This window comes from Albimonas donghaensis (assembly GCF_900106695.1).
Classification (GTDB): Bacteria; Pseudomonadota; Alphaproteobacteria; order Rhodobacterales; family Rhodobacteraceae; genus Albimonas; species Albimonas donghaensis.
The window spans coordinates 190,286-214,327 of record NZ_FNMZ01000005.1; the positions used below are offsets into that span (position 1 = coordinate 190,286).

Consider the following 24,042-nt stretch of genomic DNA (forward strand, 5'->3'; position numbering starts at 1 on the left):
TCCCCTCTTGCAAACGTCGCCGGTCCGCGTCCGTCGCCACCCGCGCCCCGGCCCCCGCGCGGCGCGGGCGCCCCGGCGGCCAGGGGCGCGCGGGCCGACGCGCCGCTCCCCCTCAGCCGACATGCGCGTCGGTCCCCGGCACCAGGATCATCGAAAAATACGGCGCCTCCGCCGGCGCCTCCGCCAGCGGCGCCACCACCTGCCCCTTCAGCGTCGCGTGGCCCACATAGACGGCGCGGCGCGCCAGTCCCTCGGCTTCCAGCAGCGCCCTCAGCCGGGGCAGCCGGCGTCCGACCTTGAGGATCGCCGCCCCGCCGCCCGCGGCGGTCATCACCCTGAGCCGCGCCGCCAGCTCCGCCTCCGGCATCGTCCCCGGCAGCACCGCCAGGCCCGCGTCCCGCGCCGCCAGGGGCCGTCCCGCCACCGCCGCCGAGGCGGTCAACGCGCTGACGCCCGGCGCCACCTGCGTGCGGAACCGCCCGGAAAGCCGCGCGAAAAGATACATGAAGGAGCCGTAGAAGAACGGGTCCCCCTCGCACAGCACCGCCACGTCCAGCCCGGCTTCGAGCCGCGCCGCGATCACCGCCGCCGCCCGGTCGTAGACCGCCTGCGCCGGCGCGCGGGCCGCCCGCATGGGGATCACGATGGGGATTTCCTCGACCCCCACGGGGATCGAGCCGGCGGCGATGGACCGCGCGAAGCTCTCGCCATGGTCCGGGGCCGGGTAGGCGATCACCGGGCAGGACCGGATCAGCCGATCGGCCTTCAGGGTCATCAGCTCCGGATCGCCGGGGCCGAGGCCCAGCCCGTGGAGCGTGCCGTGCGAGGGGTCGGGGACGGAAACGGGAACGGGATCGGGGGCGCCGCTCATGTTTCGAGGCTCCATTGCGTGACGTCCATGGAGGGGCGCCAGCCGGTGCGCGTTCCGACCGGGGCGGCGCGGCTGATCGAGATGCGGGTCAGGTCTCCGCCCAACCGGCCATGGAGCGCGAGCAGCAGCGCCTCGCTTTCCAGCGTCACGGCGTTGGCGACCAGACGGCCGCGCGGACGCAGGGCGGCGCGGGCGGCGTCGACCGCGGCCTCGCTCAGCCCCCCGCCGAGGAACACCGCGTCGGGCGCCGGCAGGCCGGCGAGCGCGTCGGGGGCGGTCCCCTCGCGGATCTCCAGCCCCGGCGTCCCCAGGCGGCGGGCGTTGGCGGCGGCCAGCGCGCGGCGGTCGGCGCGGGGCTCGATCCCCACCGCCCGGGCGCCGCGGGCGGCCCGCATCCACTCCACCGCGACCGAGCCGCAGCCGCAGCCCACATCCCAAAGCATCCCGCCCGGCAGGGGGGCGAGGCGGGCCAGCGTCATCGCCCGCACCTCGCGCTTGGTCATCACCCCGTCATGGGCGAAGAGGTCGTCCGCCAGCCCCGGCACCGCCGGCGCCAGCCGCGCCTCCGGCCCCGCGACGCACGCCACCGCCAGGGTGGTCAGGCCGGGATGCGGCGGCAGCCGCCCCTCGCCCCAGGCATGGGCGGGGGCTTCGGTCCAGGCCTCCTTCGGTCCGTTGACATGGGAAAGCGCGCGCAGGGGGCTCGCGCCATAGCCGTCCTCGACCAGCAGGGCCCCGACCTCGGCCGCGGTCTCGGGCCCCGACGCGAGGATCAGCAGCCGCGCGCCCGGCTGGACATGGGGCCGGATGGCGACCGCATCGCGGCCATGCACGGTGAGCGGCGTGCAGGATTCGAACCGCCATCCCAAGCGCGCGGCGGCGAGCTGGAAGGCGGAGAGCTGCGGGTGGATGACCGCGTCGGGGAAGGCCTCGGCCAGCCGCGCGCCGGCGGAGAACCAGAGCGGGTCGCCGGTGACCAGCACCACGGTGCGGCGGCCTTCGAAGCCCGCGATGCGCTCGACGAGGGCGTTGAAGGGGGAGGGCCAGCGGATGCGCTCGACCGCGGGGCGGGCGGATGAGGCGTCGGGCGCGCCGGCGCCGGCCCAGCCGACCTCGCCCCGCGCCGCGGCGGCGGCCAGCGCCTCGTCCGAGGCCAGGGCGTGATGCCGGGCGCCGCCGACGATGACCTCGGCCGCGCCCAGCGCCGCGCGGGTGTCGGGGGAGAGCCCGGCGAGCCCGTCCTCCCCGATGCCGATGATCTGAAGCCAGAGTTCCGTCATGTCGGGTCCTTCCCGTCGGGCGCCCCCGGCAGCGCCAGCCCGTCGCCGCGCAGCCCCAGCGTCAACGCGTTGACCGCCGCCGCGGCGATGGCGGAGCCGCCCATGCGGCCGTGCAGCGTGGCGAAGGGAACGCCGCGCGGGTCCGCCGCCAGCGCCGCCTTGCTCTCGGCCGCGCCGACGAAGCCCACCGGAAAGCCGAGGATGGCGGCGGGGCGGGGGGCGCCTTCGTCGATCAGCTCCAGCAGGCGGAACAGCGCCGTGGGGGCGTTGCCGATGGCGATGACCGCCCCGCCCATGCGCGGGGCCAGAAGCTCCATCGCCGCGGCGGAGCGGGTGTTGGCGATCGCCGCCGCCCGCGACGCGCAGTCGGGATGGGCGAGGGCGGTCAGCACCTCGACCCCCGCGGGCAGCCCGCGCCGGATGATCCCGTGCGCCACCATGGCCGCGTCGCAGATCACCGGAGCGCCGGCGGCCAGCGCCGCCCGCCCGGCCGCCATCACGTCGGGCGAGGCCTCCAGCCCGTCCGCCGCCTCCACCTGCCCGCAGGCGTGGACCACGCGCACCGCCAGTTCGGCGAGGTCGGGGGGGAAGCGGTCCAGCCGCGCCTCTGCCCGCACGATGGCGAAGCTTTTCGCGTAGATCCGGGCTGGGTCGCGTTCGTAGCCGGCGCGGGCGGCGTGGCGGCGCAGGGCCGGCGCGTGGCCGAGGCCGAGGATCCAGCCCTCCTCCGTCTCCGCCGCGCGGCGCTGGGGATCGGTCAGGCCCTCGGGCGCCGCGAAGAGGGCGTCGAGCCCTCCGGCGCGGTCGAGCCCCGCCAGCGCCTCCGCCATCGCGCGGACCTGGCCGGCATCCTTGACGGGCGCGTCGGGATGAGGGGGGAGGAGCGAGGGGTAGATCTCTGCGAACACCGCCTCGCCCGGCGCGCAGGGGGCGGGGGCGAAGCCAGTCTCGAAGGGCCAGATGCGGACGCGGCCGGCAAGGCGGGGATGGGCGCGAAGGCGTTCCAGCGCCGCGATGCCGGTGATGGCCTGCCCGCCGACCGAGCCGGCGCCGTTCAGTTGCCAGACCGTCTTGGGCCGCGCGCCCAGCGCCGACGCCGCGGTCTCGGCCAGCCGGTGCTCGGCATGGGGGAAGTGGACGGGGCGCCGGGCGGGCAGGTCGGGGCGGGCGGGGCCGTTGGGATGGCCCCAGAACGCCCCGCCCCGCCGGTTCAGCCGGGCGGCGAGCTCGAAGCGGTCGTTGGCGTTGTCGGGCGCGTCGGAGAGGCCGCCGAAAAGCCCCTCCCAGACCGCGCGCCAGCCGGGGCGGCCGAAGATGCGGGCGGCGGCGCCCTCGGGCCAGCCGAAGGGGAAGTCGAAGCCGGCCAGCACCCGCTCGCCCGCGTCGAGCCGCTGGCCCAGCAGCTCGGCCAGCCGGTCGAGCGCGGCGGCGCGGGTGGGCGGATTCTCCGGGGCGGGGGCGGACGCGTCATCGGGACGGCGACAGGCGATCCAGATGCTGTTCGCGCCCCGCGCGGGTTTCGCCGCCGCCGACCAGTCCACCGCGATCACCGCATCGAAGCGGGTCGCGGCCGGGCGCCCGGCCGGACCAGGGGTCGGGAGGCGGGCCGGGTCGGGGGCCGGGTCGGGGGCCGCGATCGGCGCCGGCGTCGGGACCGCGGCGGACTGGCTCACTCGGGCGCCTTCAGGTGCTTGCGGACGCTCTCCGGCCCCAGCGGGTGATCCGCATGGGGATAGGGCGCGTGGTGATGGTCGTCCCCATGCCCATGCCCATGCCCGTGCCCATGCCCGTGCCCATGCCCGTGCCCGTGAGCATGGTCATGCGGGTGGTCGTGGGAATGGCCATGATCGTGCGGGTGCGCATGATCGTGAGCCCCCCCATGCGAATGCCCCCCCACACCCTCCAGCCGGCAGGCGCCGGTGCAGAACGTGTCGCACAGCCCGCAATCCTCCACATTCGAGCCGGGGGCCGAGGCGCCCTGCCCCTCCACATGGTGATGGTGGCTCTCCTGCGGGGCGCCGATCTCGGCCTCGAAGCCCAGCACCTGCGCGCGATACTTGCACATCCCGCAATTCATCGCGGCGGGACCGTCGAGCAGTTCCGTGACCCGCTCGGCGAAGGTCTCGATCACCAGGTCGTGGTCGTTGAGATAGCCGGCCTTGGCGAACTGGATGTCGGGATGCGCCGCGGCCACCAGGTCGGCGAAACCGTAGATGCGGTCGATCAGGATGCCGGTGAACAGGAAATAGGGGAACACGACGATGCGCTTGTAGCCGAGCCGCGCGGCGTGTTCGAGCGCGGGTTCCACCAGCGGGAAGGTGACGCCGGAATAGCCGACCTCGCACCAGCCGAAGCCCATCCCCTCCCACAGCAGCCGCGCGATCTTGGAGACGTTGCCGTTGGCGTCCGGGTCCGAGGCGCCGCGACCGATGACCACGAGGCAGGTGTCGTGGCGCGCGACCGGGCCATGGGCGGCGTCGGCTTCGGCCACGGCGGTCTCGATGCGGGAGGCGGCGGCGCGGACCATGCGCGGGTCGACGCCGAGCTCGCGCCCGTAGTCCACCCGGATGCCGTGGCGGGCGGCGTAGGTGTTGAGCACGGTGGGAATGTCGTTCTTGGCATGCATGGCGGCGAAGAGCATGCCGGGGACGGCGAGGATGCGGTTGCAGCCGGCCTCGCGCAGGCGGTCGAGCCCGTCGCGGATCACCGGGTTGGCGAATTCGAGATAGCCGTAATCCACCGGCCATTCGGGAGGCAGCAGGGCCGGGAGTTTCCGGGCCAGCACCGCGAACTGGTCCACCGCGGCCTGGGAGCGGGAGCCGTGGCCGCAGATCATCACGCCGATCTTCTCGGCGGCGGGGGCCGCGGGATCGCGCAGCGCGGGCGCGGCGTCGGCGCCGGCGGCGCCCTCGCGGCGGGATTGCTGGGGGGTGTTGGTCATCACGCGTCCTTCCCGCCTGGCTCGGACGACGCGCGCGGACCCGACGGGCGCGGGCCCTTGGCCGGGCTCGACGCTCCCTCGACGACGGAGCCTCGCGCCCCCGGGATGGGTCGGCGGTCGGATCCTTCCGGTCAGCCTCGCGGCGTCGTCAGTGGGGGCGAGGGGTAGCAGGGGCGAACGGGCCGGGCAAGGCGGGAGGCGACGGGTCGCGGGCGGGAGACGCCCGGGCCGGGGATCGGGCGGGGCGGCTCCGCGCGGGCCGGGAGCGGCGCGTCGACCCGGACGAGAGCGGCGCCGGCGCGCCCGCGCCGCGCGGCGCCCGCGAGAAGGCGGCGCCGGCCCCAGGCCGCAAGGCCGCGCCCGGTCCATCCGCGCCCGGTCCATCCGCGCCCGGTCCATCCGCGCCCGGTCCATCCGCGCCCGGTCCATCCGCGCCCGGTCCATCCGCGCCCGGTCCATCCGCGCCCGGTCCATCCGCGCCCGGTCCATCCGCGCCCGGTCCATCCGCGCCACGCTGGCGCGCGGCGCGGGCGCCCGGGGGCCACCGGCGCGCGGGTGATCGCGCCGCTCCCGACCCCGGAATTCCGCGGGTCCGGTTGACAGCGGCGCGCGCGCCCCGACATCAGAGGGGAACCCCCCGCGCCCCCGCCGGCGCGATCCCGAGGAGATTCCGATGGCCCCCGCCTCCGACCTCGCCCCCACCGAAGCCCGCGCCGTCGCCCCGGCCGGCGACGCCGAGACCGCGCCGCTCGCCGCGCAGGCCGCCGACATCCGCTTCGACAATGTCTACGCCCGCCTGCCCGAGGCGTTTCACGCCCGCGTCGCCCCGGCGCGCTTCCCGGCCCCGGCGATCGCCGCGCTGAACCCCGCGCTGGCCGAGACGCTGGGGATCTCACCCGACTTCCTCGCCTCGCCCGAGGGGGTCGCCTTTCTCGCCGGTCAGGACCTGCCCGACGCGGCCGACCCGCTCGCCATGGCCTATGCCGGCCACCAGTTCGGCGGCTGGGTCCCGCAGCTCGGCGACGGGCGGGCGGTGCTGCTGGGCGAGGTCGTGGGGCGCGACGGGATCCGGCGCGACCTGCAGATCAAGGGCGCCGGGCGCACGCCGTTCTCCCGCGGGGGGGACGGGCGGGCGGCGCTGGGGCCGGTGCTGCGCGAATATCTCGTGTCCGAGGCCATGCATGCCCTTGGCGTCCCCACCACCCGCGCGCTGGCCGCGCTGGTGACCGGCGAGACCGTGGCCCGCGAGACCGAGCTGCCCGGCGCCGCCCTCCTGCGCGTCGCGCGCGGCCATGTCCGGGTCGGGACCTTCCAGTTCTTCTATGCGCGCGAGAATCTCGACGCGCTGCGCCGGCTGACCGACCTGGTGATCGCCCGCAACCACCCCGAGGCGGCGGAGGCGGAGCGCCCGGCGCTGGCGCTCCTCCAGGCCGTCGTCGCGGGACAGGCGGCGCTGATCGCGCGGTGGACGAGCCTCGGCTTCATCCATGGCGTGATGAACACCGACAACATGTCGGCGGCCTGCGAGACCATCGACTACGGCCCCTGCGCCTTCATGGAGGCCTATCATCCGAACACGGTCTATTCCTCGATCGACCAGTTCGGGCGCTACGCCTATGCGAACCAGCCGCGGATCGCGCAGTGGAACCTGGCGCAGCTGGCGCAATGCCTGCTGCCGCTGATCGATGCGGACCAGGAGGCGGCGCTGCCCGACGCCCAGGCCGCCGTGGACGCCTTCGCCGAGACCTACGAGGCCGAGCGCCTGGCCCGCTTCCGCGACAAGCTGGGGCTGGAGGAGGCCCGCCCCGAGGACGCCGCCCTGGTCGAGGACCTGCTGGAGGCGATGGCAGAGGGCGAGGCGGATTTCACCCTGACCTTCCGCGGTCTCTGCGCCCTGCCCGATGCGGGCGGACCGGAGACCGACGCGGCCGTGCGCGCTCTCTTCAAGCGCCCCGAGCCCTTCGACGCCTGGGCTCGCGCCTGGCGGTCGCGGCTCGCCGCCGAACCCCGGCCCGAGGCCGAGCGGCAGGCGGCCCAGCGCGCGGCCAACCCGGCCTTCATCCCGCGCAACCACCGGGTGGAGGAGGCGATCGCGGCCGCCGCGACCTCCGGCGACCTCGCCCCGTTCGCGCGGCTGCTGACCGCCATCACCCGGCCTTTCGAGGACCAGCCCGAGCGCGCCGACCTGATGGCCCCCGCCCGGCCGGAGGAAGCCGTGACCCGCACCTTCTGCGGCACCTGAACCTTCCGCGTCGCGCAGGCGCCGCGTCCCGGACCCGCCAGGCCGCGCCGGCGCGCTCGCGGCGCGCTGAACCGGGGGCGCGTGCGTCGGGGCGCGCCGGCTGCGAGCACGGGTGAACAAAGGAGCGCCGACGGAATGACCGGGCGGAGAGAGGGGCGTCAGGGCGGGGCGACGCGTCGCGCGCCAGCGCGGGCGCGAGGGCCGGCCGGACGCCCGGCCTTCCTCGCGCCCCGGCCCACCCCGCCCCCGCCGCCTATTGCGGGATCGGCCCGGCGGTCAGGAACCGGCCGTTGCGCCAGATCGCGGCCTCGTAGCAGACTTCCGGCGTGGCGGCGCCGCAGATGTCGCCCTCGCGCATCATCATCAGCACCCTGTCGGGCCCCCACTCCACCAGCCGCCAGTCCAGCGCCCGCCAGGTGGTGGTCGCGACCCCCTCATGCACCTGCAACGGGCAGGCGTCGGTGGCGCAATAGAGCTGATGGACGGTCGAGCAGGAGAAGAAGCGGAAATCCACGATCATCTCCGGTTCGCGGTCCCCGGTCAGGTCGATCTCGGTGACCGCCCCCGGCGCGAGCGAGAACACGCCGTCATAGCGCGCGCATTCCGCGGCGGCGATCTTCTGCTGCCGGGCCAGCTTCTCGGGGCCGGTCAGCGGCTCGGCCGGCGCCGCCGGGTCGGAGGCCTGGGCGAGGGCGGGCGCCGCCGCCAGGCACAAGACGAGCGCCCCCGCCAGGCCGCGCCCCCCGCCGGCGGAAACCGGCCGCCGGCGCCCTGATCGCCGATCTCGCGCGTCGCGCATCGCTCCATCCTCCCGCTCCGGCCTCCCGCTCCGGCCGGCGCCGGGGCTCACATGGCCCGGCGCATCGCGTCCCAGTCATTGGCCAGCCCGTCGCGGAACTCGGGCGCGGCGATGGCGATCAGCGCCTCCGCCGTCGCGTCGATCCCCAGCCAGCGCAGATCCGCGACGCCGTATTCGGTGACCACGATATCCCGGTCCCCGCGCGGCAGCGAGACCACGCCCGACGGCTCCAGCCGCGGCACGATCCGGCTCTCGGTCCCGCGCCTTGCGGTGGCGGGCAGCGCGATCACCGCGCGCCCCCCGTCCGAGGCCCGCGCCCCGCGCTGGAAATCCGCCGAACCGCCATGGCCCGAGATCTGCCGTCCGCCCAGCATCTCCGAGGTGGTCTGGCCCATCAGGTCCACGGTCAGCCCGGAATTGATCGACACGAAGCGGGGGATGGCGGCGATGGTGGGGTGGTGATGGGTGACGCGCACCGCCTCCCACCGGATCCGCGGATCATGGGCGACGCGGGAATAGAGGTCCTCGGACCCGATGATGGTGCCGGTGGTGATCCCGCGGGAGAAGACGTCCTCCTCCAGCCGGTCCTTGAAGGGCTCGATGATCAGGCCGGCGTGATAGCCGAGGTCCCGGTGGCCCTCCAGCGCTTCCATCACCGCCGCCGCGGCCTTGCCGATGCCGACCTGCACCGTGTCGCCCGGCCCGATCATGCCGGCGATGGTGGCGGCGACCTTTTTCAGGTCGTCGGGCAGGCGGCCGGCGTCGTAGGTGGGCAGCGGGGTCGCGGCCTCGGTCAGCATGGCGAAGCGCGAGACGGGGATGCGCGGCGCGCCCGGGGGGACCGGCATGGCGGGATTGATTTCCCCCACCACGGTCTTCGCGCCGTCCAGCATGGCCTGGTCGAAATCGCAGGCGATGCCGGCGGTGACGAAGCCGTCCTGCGGCGGCGAGACCTGCATGATCGCCCCGGTCAGCCCCGCGGGGCCCGACAGCCAGCGGTCCAGGTGCCAGTAGTTGAGGGACAGGAACTCGACCCGCTTCGCCTCGAACCCGGCGCGCAGGGCGGGGTTGACGAAGACCACGGAGGCGGAGGCGTCGGGCACGCCCTCGGACGGGTCGAAGTCGTTGACGCCGGGCAGCCAGGCCCCGGTGAAGCGCAGGCCGCGGCCAAGCTCGGGGTCCGCGGCGAGGGCCGCGAGGGCGCCGCGGGGCTCTCCGCCCGCGCCGGCGAGGCAGACCCGGTCTCCGGGGCCGAACAGCGACCAGGCGTCGGCGGGCGGGCGGGCCGAGACGGCGGGGGCGGTGGGCATCGGCGGGGCTCCTCGGGTCGGCTTCTGGGTTGGCGCGGACGCTAGGCGATGCGGGGCGCTTTGGCGAGATGCGGGGCGGGGAAGACGGGGCGGGGAAACCGGGGCGGGGAAACCGGGACGAGGCGGGGCGAGGCGGAGGACGAGGGAAGGGCGCGGGATGGGGCCCCCGCGCCCGCTTCCCCGGCCCCCCGCACCCGCTTCCCCGGCCCTCGGCCCGCGCCGCCCCGCCCCGCCCCGCCGAGGGCGCCAGCCGGGCGGCCCCGCCGAGCACAAGCAGCGCCGCGCATCGCCGCCCTGCCGCGCGTCGCCCCCGCGCGCGGCGATGCCCCGGGCTCGCGCGCCTCCGCCTCCCCTTCCTCGGCCTCGGTCCCTTCCCGACCGTCGCCGCTCTCGCCCCTCCGCCACGCTCGCCGTCCTCGCCACGCGCCGCGGGCGCTCCGGCGCAACCGGGCGCGCGGGTCGACGCGGCGCCCCCCTCTCCGCTCTCCCCGTCACCACCCCGTCCCCGCTCTCCCCATCCCCGCTCTTCCCGTCTCCGCTCGCCCTGCCGCTTGACCCCGCGCCCCCGGCCCGCGAAACCCGATGGCAAGACGCGCGCCCCGCGCGCCAGCAGCCCCGCGCCCCGCGCGCGCCAGCAGGGAGAACCACATGGCCAGATGGCTCAAGCAGGCCCGCTCCGCCGAGGCCCGCGCCGAGGACGCCTCGAAGGTCCGCGCCACGGTCGAGGCCGCGCTCGCCGACATCTCCGCCCGCGGCGACGCCGCGGTGCGCGAGATGTCCGGGAAATTCGACGGCTGGACCCCCGAGTCCTTCCGCCTGTCGGACGCCGAGATCCAGGCCTGCATCGACCGGCTCTCCCCCCGGGACGTGGAGGACATCCGCTACGCCCAGGCCCAGGTCCGCGCCTTCGCCCAGGCCCAGCGCGACGCCCTGCAAGACGTGGAGGTGGAGATCCAGCCCGGCGTGATCCTCGGCCACCGCAACATCCCGGTGAACGCGGTCGGCTGCTACGTGCCCGGCGGCAAATATCCCATGGTCGCCTCGGCCCACATGTCGGTGGTCACCGCCAAGGTGGCGGGCGTGCCCCGCATCGTGACCTGCGCGCCGCCCTACAAGGGCAGGCCGGCCGACGCCATCGTCGCCGCCCAGGCGCTGGCCGGCGCGGACGAGATCCACGTGCTCGGCGGCATCCAGGCCGTGGGCGCCATGGCGCTGGGGACCGAGACCATCGCCCCCACGGACATGCTGGTGGGCCCCGGCAACGCCTTCGTGGCCGAGGCCAAGCGCCAGCTTTACGGCCGCGTGGGCATCGACCTGTTCGCCGGCCCGACCGAGACCCTGATCCTCGCCGACGAGACCGTGGACGGAGAGCTCTGCGCCGCCGACCTGCTGGGCCAGGCGGAGCACGGCCCGACCTCGCCCGCCGTGCTGGTCACGACTTCGGAGAAGCTGGCCCGCGAGACCATGGCCGAGGTCGAGCGCCAGCTCGCCGTCCTGCCCACCGGCGAGACCGCCGGCGCCGCCTGGCGCGACTACGGCGAGGTGATCGTGGTCGAGGACCTGGCGGAGATGGCGCAGGTCGCCGACGCCATCGCCTCGGAGCATGTGCAGGTGATGACCTCGGATGACGATTATTTCCTGCGGACCATGACCAATTACGGCGCCCTGTTCCTCGGGCCGCGGACCAACGTGGCTTATGGCGACAAGGTCATCGGCACCAACCACACGCTGCCCACCCTGAAGGCGGCGCGCTACACGGGCGGGCTGTGGGTCGGAAAATTCCTCAAGACCTGCACCTGGCAAAAGGTGCTGACCGACGAGGCCTCGGCCCGGGTCGGCGAGGTCTGCTCGCGCCTCTGCGCGCTGGAAGGCTTCGCGGGGCACAAGGAGCAGGCCGATATCCGCGTGCGCCGCTATGGCGGGCGCAACGGCTGAGCCGGACGGCCGGGCGGAAGCGGAGGGAGGCGGCGCCCCGACCCAGGCGCCGTCTTCGCCCGGGCGCCGGCGCCGCCGTCGGGCCGGGCGCGCGCGGAGCCGTGTCCTCCTCCGCCGGCCCGCCCGGGACCTCGCGGCCCGCGCCCCCCGGTTCAGCGCCCCGGTTCGGCGCCCCTGGTTCCGCGCCCCGGTTCAGCGCGCCGCGGGCGCCCGGGGTTCCGCCCGCGCGGCCTCGACGCGGCGCCCGGCGCGCCTCCCGCCCGATCCGCCCTTGCGCAGGTCGCGAACCGGCGCGAAAACGCCGCGACCGGACGCGGGGCGGGTCACGCGACGTGACCATGATCCGCCCCAGCGCCGACCCCAAGCGAGTCCCCCAGCGAGGCGCGCGCCGATGAGGAGCCTGAGATGATCGAAACCGCGCCCCCGCCCCGCGCCGCCGCCTCGCCCGCGACCGCCCCGGGCGGCCCCGAGGAGCATACCTGCATCCTCAACCTGAGCTGCGACGACAAGCCGGGGATCGTGGCCGCGGTGACCACCGAGCTCGCCGCGCTGGGGGCCAACATCTCCGAGTCCAACCAGTTCTGGGACCCGCTCACCAACCGCTTCTTCATGCGCATCGCCTTCCGGGTCCCCGCCCGGCTGAGCATCGAGGACGTGGACCGCGCCCTGCGCCCCGCCGTCGACCGCTACGAGATGCGCATCGCCCTGACCGACCAGGCCCGCAAGCCGCGCATCATCATCATGGTCTCGAAATTCGACCACGCCATGCAGCATCTGCTCTACCAGATCCGGGTGGGCTGGCTGGACGCGGAGGTGGTCGCCATCGTCTCCAACCACGAGACCTGCCGCGCCGACGCCGAGCGCGAGGGCGTGCCCTATCGCCACTGGCCCGTGACCAAGGAGACCAAGCTCGATCAGGAAGCCCGCCTGCTGGATCTCGCGCAGGAGAGCGGGGCGGATCTGGTGATCCTCGCGCGCTACATGCAGGTGCTGTCGGACGGGCTCAGCAAGCGGCTCTACGGCAAGGTCATCAACATCCACCACTCGTTCCTGCCCAGCTTCAAGGGCGCCAAGCCCTACCACCAGGCGTTCGAGCGCGGGGTGAAGCTGATCGGGGCGACGGCGCATTACGTGACGCCGGACCTGGACGAGGGCCCGATCATCGAGCAGGAGACCCAGCGCGTCACCCACGCCATGTCGGCCGAGGATTTCGTGGCCGCGGGCCGCGACGTGGAAAGCCGGGTGCTGGCGCAGGCGGTGAAGGCGCATCTGGAGCGGCGGGTCATGCTCAACGGTCACAAGACGGTGGTGTTCCAGAAGTAAGCGGCCGGCGCCGGCGCGCCGCTTGCCCGCGAGGGCGCGGCGCGACGACCCTTGCGCCCAGCCGCGCCCGGGCGCCCGCGCCGCGGGGAACCCGGACGAGGGCGGCGACGTCTCCCCGCCTCGATCCGGGGCGCTGTTCGGAGGCGCTGACCGTGAGCTCATGCTCTCCCCGGCCCCCCCCCGCGCCTGGCCCCCGGTTCCGCCGGCGCCCGCCAGCCGATCCTGCCGCCGGGCCCCCCACGGGACGGCTCGTCCCCGGACAGCCCCGCGCCAGCGATGCGCGACCCGACAAGCCCGATCGCCGCCGGCCTCACGTCACCCGCCGCCTCCACCGGCGCCCGTCGCCACAAGGCGCCCCCGCCGCCCCGCGCCGCGGGCGAGCGCGGGCCGCAAGCGGACCCTCGACGCGGCGCCCGCGCGAAGCCCGCCCCGTCGCGCGCCCGGCCCGGCGGCGCCTTGACAGCGGACGCTTCGCCCGGCCTCTCTCGGTCTCCGCCCCCCACCGTCCCCAACCGACCCGGAGACCGCCATGGCCGCGCCCCAGACCCCCTCCTTCCGCCTTGACGGCCGCCGCGCCGTGGTCACCGGGGCCGGGCGCGGCATCGGGCTCGCCTGCGCCCACGCGCTCGCCCAGGCGGGGGCCGAGGTCACGCTGCTCGCCCGCACCCTGCCGGAGATCGAGGCCGTCGCCGACGCCATCCGCGCCGAGGGCGGAAGCGCCGAGGCCGTGGCGCTCGACGTCTCCGACCTCGCCGCCCTGCGCGGGTTCTTCGAGACCGCCGCCCCCTTCCACATCCTCGTCAACAACGCCGGGACCGCCCGCCATTCCGCCTTCCTCGACACCGAGCCCGAGGATTTCGACCTGGTGATGGGCCTCAACGTGCGCGCCGCCTATTTCGCCGCCCAGGCCGCGGCCCGACGCATGGCGGAGGCGGGGATCGCCGGCTCGATCATCAACATCTCGTCCCAGATGGGCCATGTGGGTGGGCCGGAGCGCGCGCTCTACTGCGCTTCCAAACACGCGATGGAGGGCTTCACCAAGGCCATGGCCATCGACCTGGCGGGGACCGGGATCCGGGCCAACACGCTCTGCCCCACCTTCATCGAAACCCCGATGACCGCGCCCTTCTTCGAGAAACCCGCCTTCCGGGAATTCGTGAAGGCCTCGATCCCCCGCGGGACCGTGGGCACGCTGGAGGAGCTGATGGGCGCGGTGGTGTTCCTCGCCTCCGACGCCTCGACGCTGTTCACCGGCTCGGCGCTGATGGCCGACGGGGGCTGGACCGCGCGCTGAGGGGAGGGCGGGGGGAGGGACGCGCCCTCCCTCCCCCTGCCCTGTGTCAGCCCTTGCCGGCCTCGGCGGCGGGGAACCAGCCGCGGGTGCGGTTGGCGAAGGCCACCAGCGACAGCATCACCGGCACCTCCACCAGCACCCCGACCACGGTGGCGAGCGCGGCGCCCGAGCCGAGGCCGAACAGGCTGATCGCCACCGCCACCGCCAGCTCGAAGAAGTTCGAGGTGCCGATCAGCGCGCAGGGGGCCGCGACCTCGAACGGGACGCGCAGGGCGCGGGCGGCGAGATAGGCGACGAAGAAGATCCCGTAGGACTGGATCAGCAGCGGCGTGGCGATCAGCCCGATGGCCAGCGGCCGGTCGAGGATCACGCCCCCCTGGAAGCCGAAGAGCAGCGTCACCGTCAGCAGCAGCCCCGCGACCGAGGCCGGGCGCGCGCGCTCCTGGAACCGGGCCACCTCCGCCGCGCCGCCGCGCGCCGTCAGCCGGCGCCGCATCGCGATGCCGGCCACCAGCGGCGCCGCCACATAAAGGCCCACCGACAGCAGCAGCGTCCCCCAGGGGACCACGATGTTCCCCACGCCCAGCAGGAAGGCCACGATGGGGGCGAAGGCGAAGACCATGATCACGTCGTTGACGCTGACCTGGACCAGCGTGTAGGCGGCGTCGCCCCGGGTCAGGTTGGACCACACGAAGACCATCGCCGTGCAGGGGGCCGCGCCCAGCAGGATCAGGCCGGCCAGCCATTCCCGCCCCTCGGCCGGGTCGATCCAGGCGGCGAAGACGTGCTGGAAGAACAGCACCCCCAGCGCGGCCATGGTGAAGGGCTTGATCAGCCAGTTCACCACCAGCGTGATCGCCAGCCCCTTGGGCCGCCGCCCCGCCTGGGCGATCGAGCCGAAATCCACCCCCACCATCATCGGCCAGACCATCGCCCAGATCAGCACCGCCACCGGCAGGTTGACCTTCGCCACCTCCCAGCCCGCGAGGGTCTGGAACAGGCCGGGCGCGAGTTCCCCCAACGCCAGCCCCGCCGCCATGGCCAGCGCCACCCAGAGCGACAGCCATTTCTCGAACAGCCCCAGCCCGCCGGGGGCGGGCGCGGGTTTGGACGAAGAGAGGGTCATGCGAAGCGTTCCTTGAAGCTGTGGGGGAGAGAGGCGCGGGAAGCGATGCGATGCGCGGCGCCGCGCGTCAGGGCGCGCCGCGGAGGTCGTCGAACAGCGGCCGGCAAAGCTCGGGCCGGCCGCCGCAGCAGTCCTGAACGAGGAAGCCCACCAGCCGCCGCAGCCCGTCGAGATCGGCGAAATAGCGGATGGTCCGCCCCTCCCGCCGGTTCCGGGCCAGCCCCGCCTGCACGAGGATCGCGAGATTGGGCGACAGCGTGTTGGGCCGCACCTCCAGCCGTGCGGCGATGTCTCCGGCCGGCAGGCCCTCGGGCCCCGCTTCGATCAGCAGGCGCAGCGCGTCGAGCCGCGTGGCCTGCGACAGCGCCGCGAAGGCCGCGAGCGCCGTCGCGGCGTCCGAGCCGGGGTCGGAGGCCGCGCCGGAAGGCGCGTCGGGGGGAGGAGGCGATTCAGATAGTTCCATAACTCAGGAAGTATGGAAATATCACCCCGCACGCAACCCCCGCGGCGGCGCTGCGACGCAAAGGAAAAGCCCCGGCCGGGGCGGCGCGGGGCTTTCGCATTTCGCGGTCGATGGCGGGCCGCCCGAAGCGGCGGCCGGGCGCCGCCTTCAGGCGAGGCGGCTGACGAACCCGTTCTCGGCGTAGAAGGCCTTGAGCTCGGTGTAGCAGGTCTCGAACCGGGCGTTGGTCTCGTCCCAGTCGTGGTCCAGCATCACGTCGATCGGGTCTTCCCACTCATCCGCCACGTCGCGGGAGGGGAGGTTGTAGATGTCGCAGAACTCCTTCAGGCGGGAGTCGTAGGTGTAGTAGAAGCAGGGAGAGCCCTGCAGCAGCGCCACCATGTTGCCGTGGAAGCGGAAGCCGATGATGGCGTCCAGATCGCGGGCCTTGGACAGCCATTCCTCGATGGAGCGCACCGAGACCATGCGCGCGATCAGGTCATAGGCGCTCATCAGATCGTCGCCCTGGATCTGGGCGAGGATCTTCTCGGCGCTCTCCAGCCGTTCGTCGAAGGGCAGGCGGCGGTCGGCGACGTTGTACTCGGTCAGCACGCCCTGTTCGAACAGCGACACCGAGGAGGCGTTGTTGACCGCGTGGTCGATGCACACCGCATGCATGCGGCGGGCGGAGACCGGGTCGGCGCAGAAGATGTTGCGCATCAGGCCGGTATGCAGGGAGATGCCCAGCCGGCGCTCGGGCCGCGACAGCATCTCGGGCACGTCCACCCGCGGGCAGTCGCCCAGGTAGAACAGCGACGGGCAGCCGGTGATGCGGATGTTCTCGCCGCCCAGCTTCTCGACCACCGCGGCGGAGAACTCGCCGCGCACCGAGATGCTCTCGGACTTCTCGTTGAGGCGGGCGATGAACTCGCGGGCGCCGTCGAGATCGTCCACGAAGTCGAGGTCCAGCGTCGGATTCTGCGCGCCCAGCCCCACGATGGCCAGCGGCGCGTCGATGCTGTCGAGCGTCTGGTTGGCCTCGTGGAAGTTGAAATTCCTGTGGATGTAGGTCGAGCCGCGGACGATCGCGCGGTTCACCTTCGTCTTGAGGTCATAGCCGAAGCCGACCCGATCGGTCGCGCCCAGGTCCAGCTCGCGGATGATCGCGGCGCAGACCAGCATATCCCCGTAATTGGGGCGCCAGGCGGCGGTGCGCATGTCCGGCCAGGAGGTCAGGTTCTCCTTCTCGGAGTGATTGAAGTGAACCAGTGCGGTATCGGCCAACTTCGGACCTCCCAGGCTGACCGCGCGGCGGAGCGAGGCTCCCTCCCGGCGCTGCGGTCCTTTCGGCGCATGCCGGCGTCGCGGGGTCCGGGGGCGAGGGCGCGGGCCGCTTCGTCCCCGGCGTTCGACGGCCGGCGGCGGTGGGCGTAACACGCGCCGGGGGGCTTCTCAAGCGGGCGAGGCGATGCCGCGGCCGCATCGCGGCGCCGCTGGTCCGGACGATCCGCGCCGCGCGCCGCCCCGCCCGAGGCCGCGCCCGAGACGGCGCCCCTGCCCCCGCCCCCGCCCCCGCCCGTCAGTCGGCCGTATGAAGACGGAAGGCGCGGAACAGCGCCCAGCAGGTATCCGAGGGCTCCCCCCGCGCGATCGAGGTGGCGAGGATCAGGTCGACCTCCCCGGTGATCGGCTTGTCCCACCAGGCATGCGCCTCGCCCCACTGCCGGGGGCCCAGGGTGATCCAGTCGCCGATCACGTCCATCGGGTCGCGGGCCGAGCTGTCGGAGGACGGCGCCGCGCCCAGCGCGAAGTTGATCGCCGGCGCGTGCGGGTTCTGCACGTTGACCATGGCGTCGACGCCCACGAGGTTCTCGACCGCCACCTTCTTGATGACCCCGAAGGTGCAGCCCTTGGCGGGGGGATGCACGAGGATCGCGTTCTCCTTGGGCCAGAACTTCACGCCGGGGGAGCCGTCTTCGGATTCGGTCAGCAGGCGGCGCGGGCGCGGGGCGTCCCTGGGCATCAGCAGGCTCGCGCCCGTGGCGCCCTCCGGCTCTCCCATCAGGCGCGGCAGGCGGGCGCCGGGCGTCCCGCGATAGGCGCGCAGGGCCAGCGGCGCGTCGGCGAGCGGGGCGCCGTCGGGGCCGGCGGCCCGCAGCCGTTCCGCGGGGGCCGCCGGGCCCAGCGCGAACCATACGCCGCCCTTTTCGCCCCTGGGGTCGAGCTCGATCACCAGTTCGGCGTCGCGGCTGGCGACCTCGACCGCCGTGCCGAAGTTGAACCGGGTCCAGCCCGTCTTCAGCCCGGCGCAGGCGATGGGGTCGGTCCGGGCGAAGACCGTGCCGTTGCGGTCGCGCAGCATCAGCCGCAGGGTCTGGGCGCCCTTGGCGCGGTTGTTGAGGATGTTGAGATCCACCGCCACCAGGCCGCGCAGGTCCGACGGGATGTGCTGGACGACCGCGCGCGCGCGGCTCTGTTCCAGCACCAGCGGCATGCCGGTCGCGGGGATCGAGGCGACGGTGGAGAAATTCGGGGCGCCGAGCGCATAGGCGAAGCTCTCCAGCTCCGCGAAGGCGCTTTGCAGGGTCTCGGTCTCCTCGCGCAGCAGGGCCGCGGCGGCGCGGGACTGGGCGGCGTCGCGGCGGGCGGTGGCGGCGCGTTCCAGCAGGGTCCCGGTCAGCCAGCGGTCGAATTCGGGGCCGAAGGGGGCGTCGCCTTCGTAGACCGGGATCGCGAGCTTGTCGGCCCAGTCGCGGGCCCGCTTGACCGCCGGACCGCGGGCGCCGGGGGGCAGCAGCAGGGCGGCGATGTCCTCGTCGCCCGCGAGCGCGTCGCCTTCGGAGGCGGGCTCGGCGCCGCTTTCGGAGGCGGGCGTTTCGCCCATCAGCCGGTCGAGCGCATCGACCCAGGCTTCGACCGAGGCCCGCCGCAAGGGCGCCGCGAGCCCGGTGAGCGCCGCGTCGTCAAGCGCCCGGGGCGCCAGGATCAGGGGAGCGGTGAGGGTCATTTCGGGCGCGTCTCCTCGTTGGAGGCGCCCCGGCCGCCCAGGGCCGAGGCGAGGGGCCCGGCGGGCGCGAAGGCGCAGGCCGCGGGGCGATGGGAATGGGAATGGGAACGGGGCCGCCGGGCGAGCGCGAGGGCGAGGGCGGCGGGGGGCGCGACGCTCATGCTCCGGCCTCCTTCTTCGCGCGGGCGGCGACATGGGCGTTGACCCGCGCGATCAGGGGCGCCGCGACGCGGTCCCAGCTGTGATCGCCGGCGGCGGCGGTTTCGGACATCCGCGCCAGCTCCGCCCGGTCGGCGGAAAGCCGCGCCAGATGCGCGACCGTCTCCGCCACGCAGCCCCTCTGCGTCACGACGAAGCCGTCCCCCCCCTCCACGATGCGCTCGCTCACCTGGCCGGCATCCGCGGCGATGGGCACGGTCCCGACCCGCTGCGCCTCGACGATGGTCAGGGGCAGGCCCTCGTAGCGCGAGGGCAGCACGATCACGTCGGCCCAGGCGAAATGCTCGGTCAGGCCCTCGGGGGTGGAGGTGGCGGGGCGGATGTCGACCAGATCCTCGATCTCCGCCAGCTCTCCCGGTCCGTTGGAGAGCACGGGCTTGCCGACCACCCGCCAGTCCATGTCGATCCTGCGATCGGCCATCTCCTCGACGATGGCGACCAGCCGGTCCACGCCCTTCTGCGGGTCGAAGCGGCCGATGAACAGCGCGCGCAGCGGGCGGTCTGCGGGCAGCGCGCGCCGGGCCTCCAGCGCCGCGATCCGGCGGTCCTCGGCGATCGGGTAGCCGGCGGCGTTGGGCAGCGCCAGCACCTTGCGCGCGGGCACGCCGCGGGCGGTCAGCCAGCCGCGCAGCCCCTCGGAACAGGTCAGCAGCAGGTCGGCGGCGGCCTCATAGGCCAGCGCGATCACCGGGCCGCCCTCGATCCGCCCGTAGACGGTGCGGTTGAGCAGATGCTCGTAGAAGGCGGTCAGCACGCCGTGGCCGCGCAGTTCGCCCAGCAGGGTGGTGACCACGGTCGGGTGGCACAGGATCACCGCGTCATAGCCCGCCAGCAGCCCCACGAGGTCCGGCGAGCCCGGCGGCGTGTTGGGCATCCGCGTGCCGAGATAGAGCGCGTCGCCGACCGAGCCGGGATGCTCGACCCCGCCCCAGAACACCTCCTCATAGGCGTCTTCGAGGTCGGGCAGCGGCTGGATCGGCCGCGTGCCCACCACGCAGAGCGCGGTGGAGAGCCCGGCCCGGCGCATGGCGGCGGCGACCTGGGCGGTCACGCGCTCCACCCCGCCGAATTCGGCGATGTTGAGCAGGAAGCACACCCGCGGCCGGTCGCCCTTCAGCGCGGGATACAGCACCCCGGTCCCCGCCGCCTTGCGCGCCACCCGCGCGGAGTTGGAGCGCCGCTGCGTCCACGCTCCGCGCCAGTCGGGCTTGAGCCCGAGGCTCCCCCGGAACGGCCGGCGGGCCAGCGAGGCGAGGCGTTCGCGTAGCCGCTCCACCGGATCGGAGACCTTCTGCGGCGGGGTCCAGTCAGGCAGCGACAGGCTGCGCGAGGACTGGTTCCCGAGCAGGCCGGGCATGGACTCGGGAAAGCGCAGCGCGCGTTCCGCCACTTCGATCGACACGGCGGCGAGGCCGGGGCCGGTCGCCTCCGCGTCCTCGACCAGGCTCAGGTGATCGGAGCCGGGGCCAAGCGGGGTCGGGCGCACGCGCAGCACCGCCAGGGCGGCGCCCTGCTCCAGCCGCCGCTCCAGGTCCCAGAAGGCGAAGCGCAGCATGCCGGCCCGGTCCAGCGCCGCCAGCGCCGCGGGGTCGGCGGCCACCCAGAAGGCGCCCGCGCCGACATGGTGCGGCGCGTTCAGCGCCCCCCAGACCTGGCTGGCGAAGGCCACTTCGTCGAGCCGCTGCGGCTCGGCCCTAGGGTCGGTGAAGGCCAGCGTGTCGGGCTCGCCGGCCGTGAACAGGCGGTAGCGCGGGGCCTCCGCGTGTTCCAGCGCCAGCGCGCCGCGGCCGGAATAGATCCAGCGGTGTTTTCGACGCATATAGGAACGAATCTCGGAATCGTCCCGATGCGAGCCCGCCAGCATGCTCTCAGGCCGCTTGCGATAGCGGAATGCGGGCGCGTCCATCGGCGCGCCGCGAAAGCCCTTGCCGGCGGCGGTCAGCCAGAAATCCCAGTCCTCGTAGCCCAGCTTCATGGATTCGTCGAAGCGCAGGCCGGCGTCGAACACCCGCCGGCGCACCAGCGAGCCCGCCTCGCAGGTATTGGCGGCGGAGTGGAACAGGACCGAATAGGGGCCGCCGTTCGACGTGCAGCCGTCCAGGCCGAAGAAGTCGAATTCGGGGTAGAACCAGTCGCTCGCCGGATCGCGGTCCAGCATCGCGGAGAAGGCGCGCATGGCCATGCGGTCGAGCCGGTTGTCGGCGTCGAGCAGGAACAGCGCCTCGATCTCGGGCGCGTTGGCCAGCAGCCAGCGGATGCCGGTGTTGCGCGCCGCCGAGAGCCCGCCGTTGGGGCGATGGACGACGGAGATCCTGTCCGGGTGCGCCTCGGCCCAGGAACGCAGGGCGAGCGCGGTCTGCGGGTCCGGGCAGCCGTCGTTGACGATGACGATGCGGGCCGCGCCGGGGCCGTCCTGGTCGAGCGCGGAGCGGATGGCTTCATCCACCAGCACCGCATGCCGGAAGACCGGGATCACCACGCCGATGGCGCGCTGCGGAGCGGGTTCGGCGGGCGCGGGCTCGGGCCGCCGGCGACGGAGGCCGGCACTGGGGGCGGCACTGGGGGCGGGGCGCGCCGCGGGTTCGGATGCGGGCGCGGCCTCGGCCGCCCCGGATCCCATGTCCGGGCGGAACGGGGCGGGTTTCGCGTCAGGCGTCGGCTTGCCGGGGACGCGGGCCCTGGCGGGAGCCGAGTCGGAGCCGGGCCCGGAGTCGGAGGCGGGCGCCGGTTCGGAGGCGGGCGCCGGTTCGGAGGCGGGCGCGTCCTCCTTGCCGTCACGCTTGCCGCGCAGCCAGCGCAGGCCGGTGACGCCGCCGATCAGGTCCCTGGGATCACGCGCCATGCCGCGGGCCTCCCTGACCGCGCGGACCGAGCCTGCGCCCGATCCAGGCTTTCACGTTGCGGGTCGCGGCCCCGATCGCCGGACCCTGCCCGGCGTCGCGCTTCCCCGCCGGCGCGCTTGCGCCGTCGCCCCCATCTCGCATCTGTCCGGTCCGTTCTCGCCGCCGTGACGGCGCGTCAAGCATACCCAGTCGTCCGCCTGCGTAGCTCTCGGGAGAGCTGCGCCCGGAGGCCGCCATGCGGGCCAGCGCCAGCCCGCTCCCGCGCCATCGGAGGCGGCTGACGGCGAGACCATCATAGCGCCGCCCGTCGGGCAAGCCCGGTCGCAGCGGCCCGGACGGAGTAACGCAGGCCGACAGCGCCCGATGCGTCAGCCACGCCGCGGTGACGCGCGCCAGGTCGCCTTCCGCCTGCGCGGGCTCATCCGGAAGGGTCGGGGCGTCGGACGGAACGCCGCCTCGGGCGGCGACGGCCGACATCGCCCGCGCCAGCGCCGCGGCGGCGTCGGGCGCGGATCCGGCCAGCCCCAGCCGCACCGCCGGCGCCCCGCGGCCGGTGCAGATCACCGGCTTGCCCAGCAGGCCGGCGACCAGTCCGGCCCGCGCGCTGTGGCAGATCACGGCGTCGATCCCCGCCGGGGGGATCTCCCCGGCCGGCAGCCAGTGGATATTGGGGGCCGCGAAGCGCGGCCGGGCGCGGGCGCGGGGATCGGGCAGCGCCAGAAGCTCCGCCTCCGGATACGCCGCCGCGGCGGCGTCGAGCCCGGCGACGAAGCGCGCGTAGCTCTGGGCATCGGCGCCGGTCCGGGCGCCGTGAAGATCGGCCTGCGCCTGCAGCGGCACGAGGATGCGCGGGCCCGGCCCGGCGCGGTCCGGCAGGGCGACGGCCTCGGCCCGCGCGGCGAGCTCCGCGAGAAGGGCGGCGGCGGCGGCGAGCTCCGCCTCCGAGAAGGCGTCGGCCGCCACCGCCGGCGCGTCGAAGCCCGGCGCCCGGTCCAGCATGTCCGGCGCATAGGCCAGCGTGCCCGGCAGGGGGCCGAACTGCGCGACCGCGACCTCGACCCCGGCGGCGCGGGCGGTTTCGATCAGCGGGCGGAAGGGGGCGTGGGCCTCGGCGTCGGGGTTGAAGACCAGCAGCAGGTCGAACGCCTCCGCCCGCAACCCCGCCTCGGCCCGCGCCAGCGCCTCCGGCTCCGCCCCGCGCAGGGCCTCCAGCCGGTAGCCTAGCAGGCGGAAGGGCAGGAACGCGTCCCGGTGCAGGGGCGAAAGGCATACGCACAACGCCCGGCGCGGCCGCGGCAGGTGATCGACCGCGACCAGCCCGGCGCGGTCCTCCAGATAGGCGCCGAAAGCCTCGGCCAGACGCTCGCGCTTGTGGTCGTTCTCCGACATCCAGCCGTCGGCGGAGGCCGGGTCGGCGGTGGGGTGATGCAGGTGGAAGGCGCGCAGGCCGGTCAGCTCCGTCGGCAGCGCGAGCGCTTCGAGGAAACGCCGGTGCCCGGCATAGGGCTTGGGCGCGAAGAAGCCGGGGCGGAGCGGGCCCCAGCCGTTGTTCTCCAGCCGCTCGGGCGGGGCGATCCAGCCGGAGACGAGCCCGGCGCGGGTCAGGAACTCGAAATCCTCGGAGCCATGGCCGCGGAAGCGTTCGTCATAGCCGCCGACCAGTTCGAAGAAATCCCGGTGGATGAGGAACACGTTGGAATAGGGGGCGGCGAAGGCGATGTCGCTGTCGCCGCCGAAGGGCCGGTGGGTGGCGTCGAAGGCCAGCCGGTCGAGAAAACGGCCCGGGTCGGGCGCGGCCTGCAGCGCCGCGGTGGCGGGTTCGGACAGGTGCCAGGCGGGCAGGTTCAGCATCCCGTCAATGCGGTCGCGCAGGTCCAGCGCCTCGATCAGCTCCTGGATCCGCAGGAAATCGCGCGGGCGCAGGAAGAAGTCGATATCGGTGATCAGGCGCAGGGCCGGGCCCTCCGCCCGCATCCCGGCGTTGCGCGCGGCGGCGAGCGAGAAGGCGCCGAAATCCTCGACCCGCGTGACCGCGAAGCCGTGGCGGGCGCAGGTCCGGGCGAGCCGCCCGGCGAAGGGCTCGCGCGAGCCGAAATCGACCACCCGCACCGGGGGGAGCGCGTCATACCAGCCCGCCATCCGCTCCAGCCGCTCCAGCGCCCAGGGGTTCCCCTCATGCAGGCGCAGGGCGAGCACGATGCCGAAATCGAAGCGCGGGGCCTGGGCGCCGGATGTCGCGGCGACGCGGGCGGCGGGGTCGGGGTCGAAACGGGGGCTGTCCATGGCGCCTGCTCGGTTGCGGCGCGCCGACGGGGGACGGGGAGAATGCGGCGCCGCCCCCCGCATAGAACATGCCGCCGGCCTTCGCCACAAGCGGCGCGCGCCTCCCCGGCGCTTCCCCTGCGCTTCC

At 74.6% G+C, this 24,042-nt stretch carries 17 protein-coding genes; 4 read left to right on the plus strand and 13 right to left on the minus strand.

From position 1 onward, the window contains the following. Positions 1–112: 112 nt before the first annotated feature. The 4 genes from cobI to BLV24_RS15035 are packed head-to-tail and all read right to left on the minus strand — an operon-like array spanning position 113 to position 4,987. Entirely contained in the window at positions 113–871 is a 759-nt protein-coding gene (cobI, locus tag BLV24_RS15020) for a precorrin-2 C(20)-methyltransferase (protein WP_092683216.1), read from the minus strand. After that, positions 868–2,151 carry a precorrin-6Y C5,15-methyltransferase (decarboxylating) subunit CbiT gene (cbiT, locus tag BLV24_RS15025; protein ID WP_092683218.1) on the minus strand — a complete coding sequence of 428 codons (1,284 nt, stop codon included), beginning with the start codon at positions 2,149–2,151 and terminating at the stop codon, positions 868–870. Before cbiT ends, cobI begins: the two co-directional genes overlap by 4 nt. Then, the gene (locus BLV24_RS23000; protein WP_342707998.1) at positions 2,148–3,824 is read right to left on the minus strand and encodes a precorrin-8X methylmutase; all 1,677 of its coding nucleotides are present in this window, start codon (positions 3,822–3,824) and stop codon (positions 2,148–2,150) included. The genes cbiT and BLV24_RS23000 overlap by 4 nt, the downstream gene beginning before the upstream one ends. Further along, complete coding sequence (locus BLV24_RS15035) at positions 3,821–4,987, minus strand: sirohydrochlorin chelatase (protein WP_245710592.1); 1,167 nt, start codon at positions 4,985–4,987, stop codon at positions 3,821–3,823. Before BLV24_RS15035 ends, BLV24_RS23000 begins: the two co-directional genes overlap by 4 nt. Positions 4,988–5,765: 778 nt before the next feature. Between BLV24_RS15035 and BLV24_RS15045 the strand changes: the two genes are divergently transcribed. Further along, entirely contained in the window at positions 5,766–7,334 is a 1,569-nt protein-coding gene (locus BLV24_RS15045) for a protein adenylyltransferase SelO (RefSeq protein ID WP_092683222.1), read from the plus strand. 253 nt (positions 7,335–7,587) lie between these two features. Here the strand turns inward: BLV24_RS15045 and BLV24_RS15050 are convergent, their stop codons facing one another. Together BLV24_RS15050 and BLV24_RS15055 are read right to left on the minus strand one after the other, a co-directional pair. Further along, positions 7,588–8,049 (minus strand): hypothetical protein, encoded by a 462-nt coding sequence (locus tag BLV24_RS15050; RefSeq protein WP_143040326.1) that lies wholly within the window; start codon positions 8,047–8,049, stop codon positions 7,588–7,590. Positions 8,050–8,180: 131 nt separating this feature from the next. After that, on the minus strand, positions 8,181–9,443 hold the full coding sequence (locus BLV24_RS15055; RefSeq protein WP_092683226.1) for an acetyl-CoA hydrolase/transferase family protein: 1,263 nt from the start codon (positions 9,441–9,443) through the stop codon (positions 8,181–8,183). A 648-nt stretch (positions 9,444–10,091) separates the two neighbouring features. Here BLV24_RS15055 and hisD point away from each other — a divergent pair. From hisD to BLV24_RS15070, 3 genes are all read left to right on the plus strand, one after another. After that, entirely contained in the window at positions 10,092–11,378 is a 1,287-nt protein-coding gene (gene hisD / locus BLV24_RS15060) for a histidinol dehydrogenase (protein ID WP_092683228.1), read from the plus strand. A 405-nt stretch (positions 11,379–11,783) separates the two neighbouring features. Continuing rightward, positions 11,784–12,701, plus strand: coding sequence for a formyltetrahydrofolate deformylase (purU, locus tag BLV24_RS15065; RefSeq protein ID WP_092683230.1), 918 nt, complete (start codon positions 11,784–11,786; stop codon positions 12,699–12,701). A 529-nt stretch (positions 12,702–13,230) separates the two neighbouring features. Beyond that, positions 13,231–13,995 (plus strand): SDR family NAD(P)-dependent oxidoreductase, encoded by a 765-nt coding sequence (locus tag BLV24_RS15070; RefSeq protein WP_092683232.1) that lies wholly within the window; start codon positions 13,231–13,233, stop codon positions 13,993–13,995. Between the two features lie 46 nt (positions 13,996–14,041). Here the strand turns inward: BLV24_RS15070 and arsB are convergent, their stop codons facing one another. The 7 genes from arsB to BLV24_RS15100 form a co-directional block, all read right to left on the minus strand. Next, positions 14,042–15,121 carry an ACR3 family arsenite efflux transporter gene (gene arsB / locus BLV24_RS15075; protein WP_092683234.1) on the minus strand — a complete coding sequence of 360 codons (1,080 nt, stop codon included), beginning with the start codon at positions 15,119–15,121 and terminating at the stop codon, positions 14,042–14,044. 67 nt (positions 15,122–15,188) lie between these two features. Continuing rightward, positions 15,189–15,584: an ArsR/SmtB family transcription factor gene (locus BLV24_RS15080; RefSeq protein ID WP_092683236.1), complete on the minus strand. Its 396-nt coding sequence runs from the start codon at positions 15,582–15,584 to the stop codon at positions 15,189–15,191. Between the two features lie 147 nt (positions 15,585–15,731). Next, entirely contained in the window at positions 15,732–16,847 is a 1,116-nt protein-coding gene (locus BLV24_RS15085) for a polysaccharide pyruvyl transferase family protein (protein WP_092683238.1), read from the minus strand. 295 nt (positions 16,848–17,142) lie between these two features. After that, a complete protein-coding gene (locus BLV24_RS15090) occupies positions 17,143–18,570 on the minus strand; it encodes a DUF6212 domain-containing protein (RefSeq protein ID WP_092683240.1) in 1,428 nt (475 codons plus the stop codon). Further along, complete coding sequence (locus BLV24_RS22040; protein WP_176954770.1) at positions 18,567–18,731, minus strand: hypothetical protein; 165 nt, start codon at positions 18,729–18,731, stop codon at positions 18,567–18,569. Before BLV24_RS22040 ends, BLV24_RS15090 begins: the two co-directional genes overlap by 4 nt. Then, positions 18,728–21,631: a glycosyltransferase gene (locus BLV24_RS15095; protein ID WP_092683242.1), complete on the minus strand. Its 2,904-nt coding sequence runs from the start codon at positions 21,629–21,631 to the stop codon at positions 18,728–18,730. Before BLV24_RS15095 ends, BLV24_RS22040 begins: the two co-directional genes overlap by 4 nt. Further along, complete coding sequence (locus BLV24_RS15100; protein WP_176954771.1) at positions 21,621–23,915, minus strand: galactosyltransferase-related protein; 2,295 nt, start codon at positions 23,913–23,915, stop codon at positions 21,621–21,623. Before BLV24_RS15100 ends, BLV24_RS15095 begins: the two co-directional genes overlap by 11 nt. Positions 23,916–24,042: the final 127 nt, after the last annotated feature.

What these genes read in the sequence shown, in the direction of transcription:
- hisD (WP_092683228.1), top strand. Translation starts at nt 10,092, where the DNA reads ATGGCCAGATGGCTCAAGCAGGCCCGCTCCGCCGAGGCCCGCGCCGAG.
- BLV24_RS15100 (WP_176954771.1), bottom strand. Translation starts at nt 23,915, where the DNA reads ATGGACAGCCCCCGTTTCGACCCCGACCCCGCCGCCCGCGTCGCCGCG.
- arsB (WP_092683234.1), bottom strand. Translation starts at nt 15,121, where the DNA reads ATGACCCTCTCTTCGTCCAAACCCGCGCCCGCCCCCGGCGGGCTGGGG.
- BLV24_RS15045 (WP_092683222.1), top strand. Translation starts at nt 5,766, where the DNA reads ATGGCCCCCGCCTCCGACCTCGCCCCCACCGAAGCCCGCGCCGTCGCC.
- BLV24_RS15095 (WP_092683242.1), bottom strand. Translation starts at nt 21,631, where the DNA reads ATGGCGCGTGATCCCAGGGACCTGATCGGCGGCGTCACCGGCCTGCGC.
- BLV24_RS15090 (WP_092683240.1), bottom strand. Translation starts at nt 18,570, where the DNA reads ATGACCCTCACCGCTCCCCTGATCCTGGCGCCCCGGGCGCTTGACGAC.
- BLV24_RS15035 (WP_245710592.1), bottom strand. Translation starts at nt 4,987, where the DNA reads ATGATCTGCGGCCACGGCTCCCGCTCCCAGGCCGCGGTGGACCAGTTC.
- BLV24_RS15055 (WP_092683226.1), bottom strand. Translation starts at nt 9,443, where the DNA reads ATGCCCACCGCCCCCGCCGTCTCGGCCCGCCCGCCCGCCGACGCCTGG.
- BLV24_RS22040 (WP_176954770.1), bottom strand. Translation starts at nt 18,731, where the DNA reads ATGAGCGTCGCGCCCCCCGCCGCCCTCGCCCTCGCGCTCGCCCGGCGG.
- cobI (WP_092683216.1), bottom strand. Translation starts at nt 871, where the DNA reads ATGAGCGGCGCCCCCGATCCCGTTCCCGTTTCCGTCCCCGACCCCTCG.
- cbiT (WP_092683218.1), bottom strand. Translation starts at nt 2,151, where the DNA reads ATGACGGAACTCTGGCTTCAGATCATCGGCATCGGGGAGGACGGGCTC.
- BLV24_RS15080 (WP_092683236.1), bottom strand. Translation starts at nt 15,584, where the DNA reads ATGGAACTATCTGAATCGCCTCCTCCCCCCGACGCGCCTTCCGGCGCG.
- purU (WP_092683230.1), top strand. Translation starts at nt 11,784, where the DNA reads ATGATCGAAACCGCGCCCCCGCCCCGCGCCGCCGCCTCGCCCGCGACC.
- BLV24_RS15070 (WP_092683232.1), top strand. Translation starts at nt 13,231, where the DNA reads ATGGCCGCGCCCCAGACCCCCTCCTTCCGCCTTGACGGCCGCCGCGCC.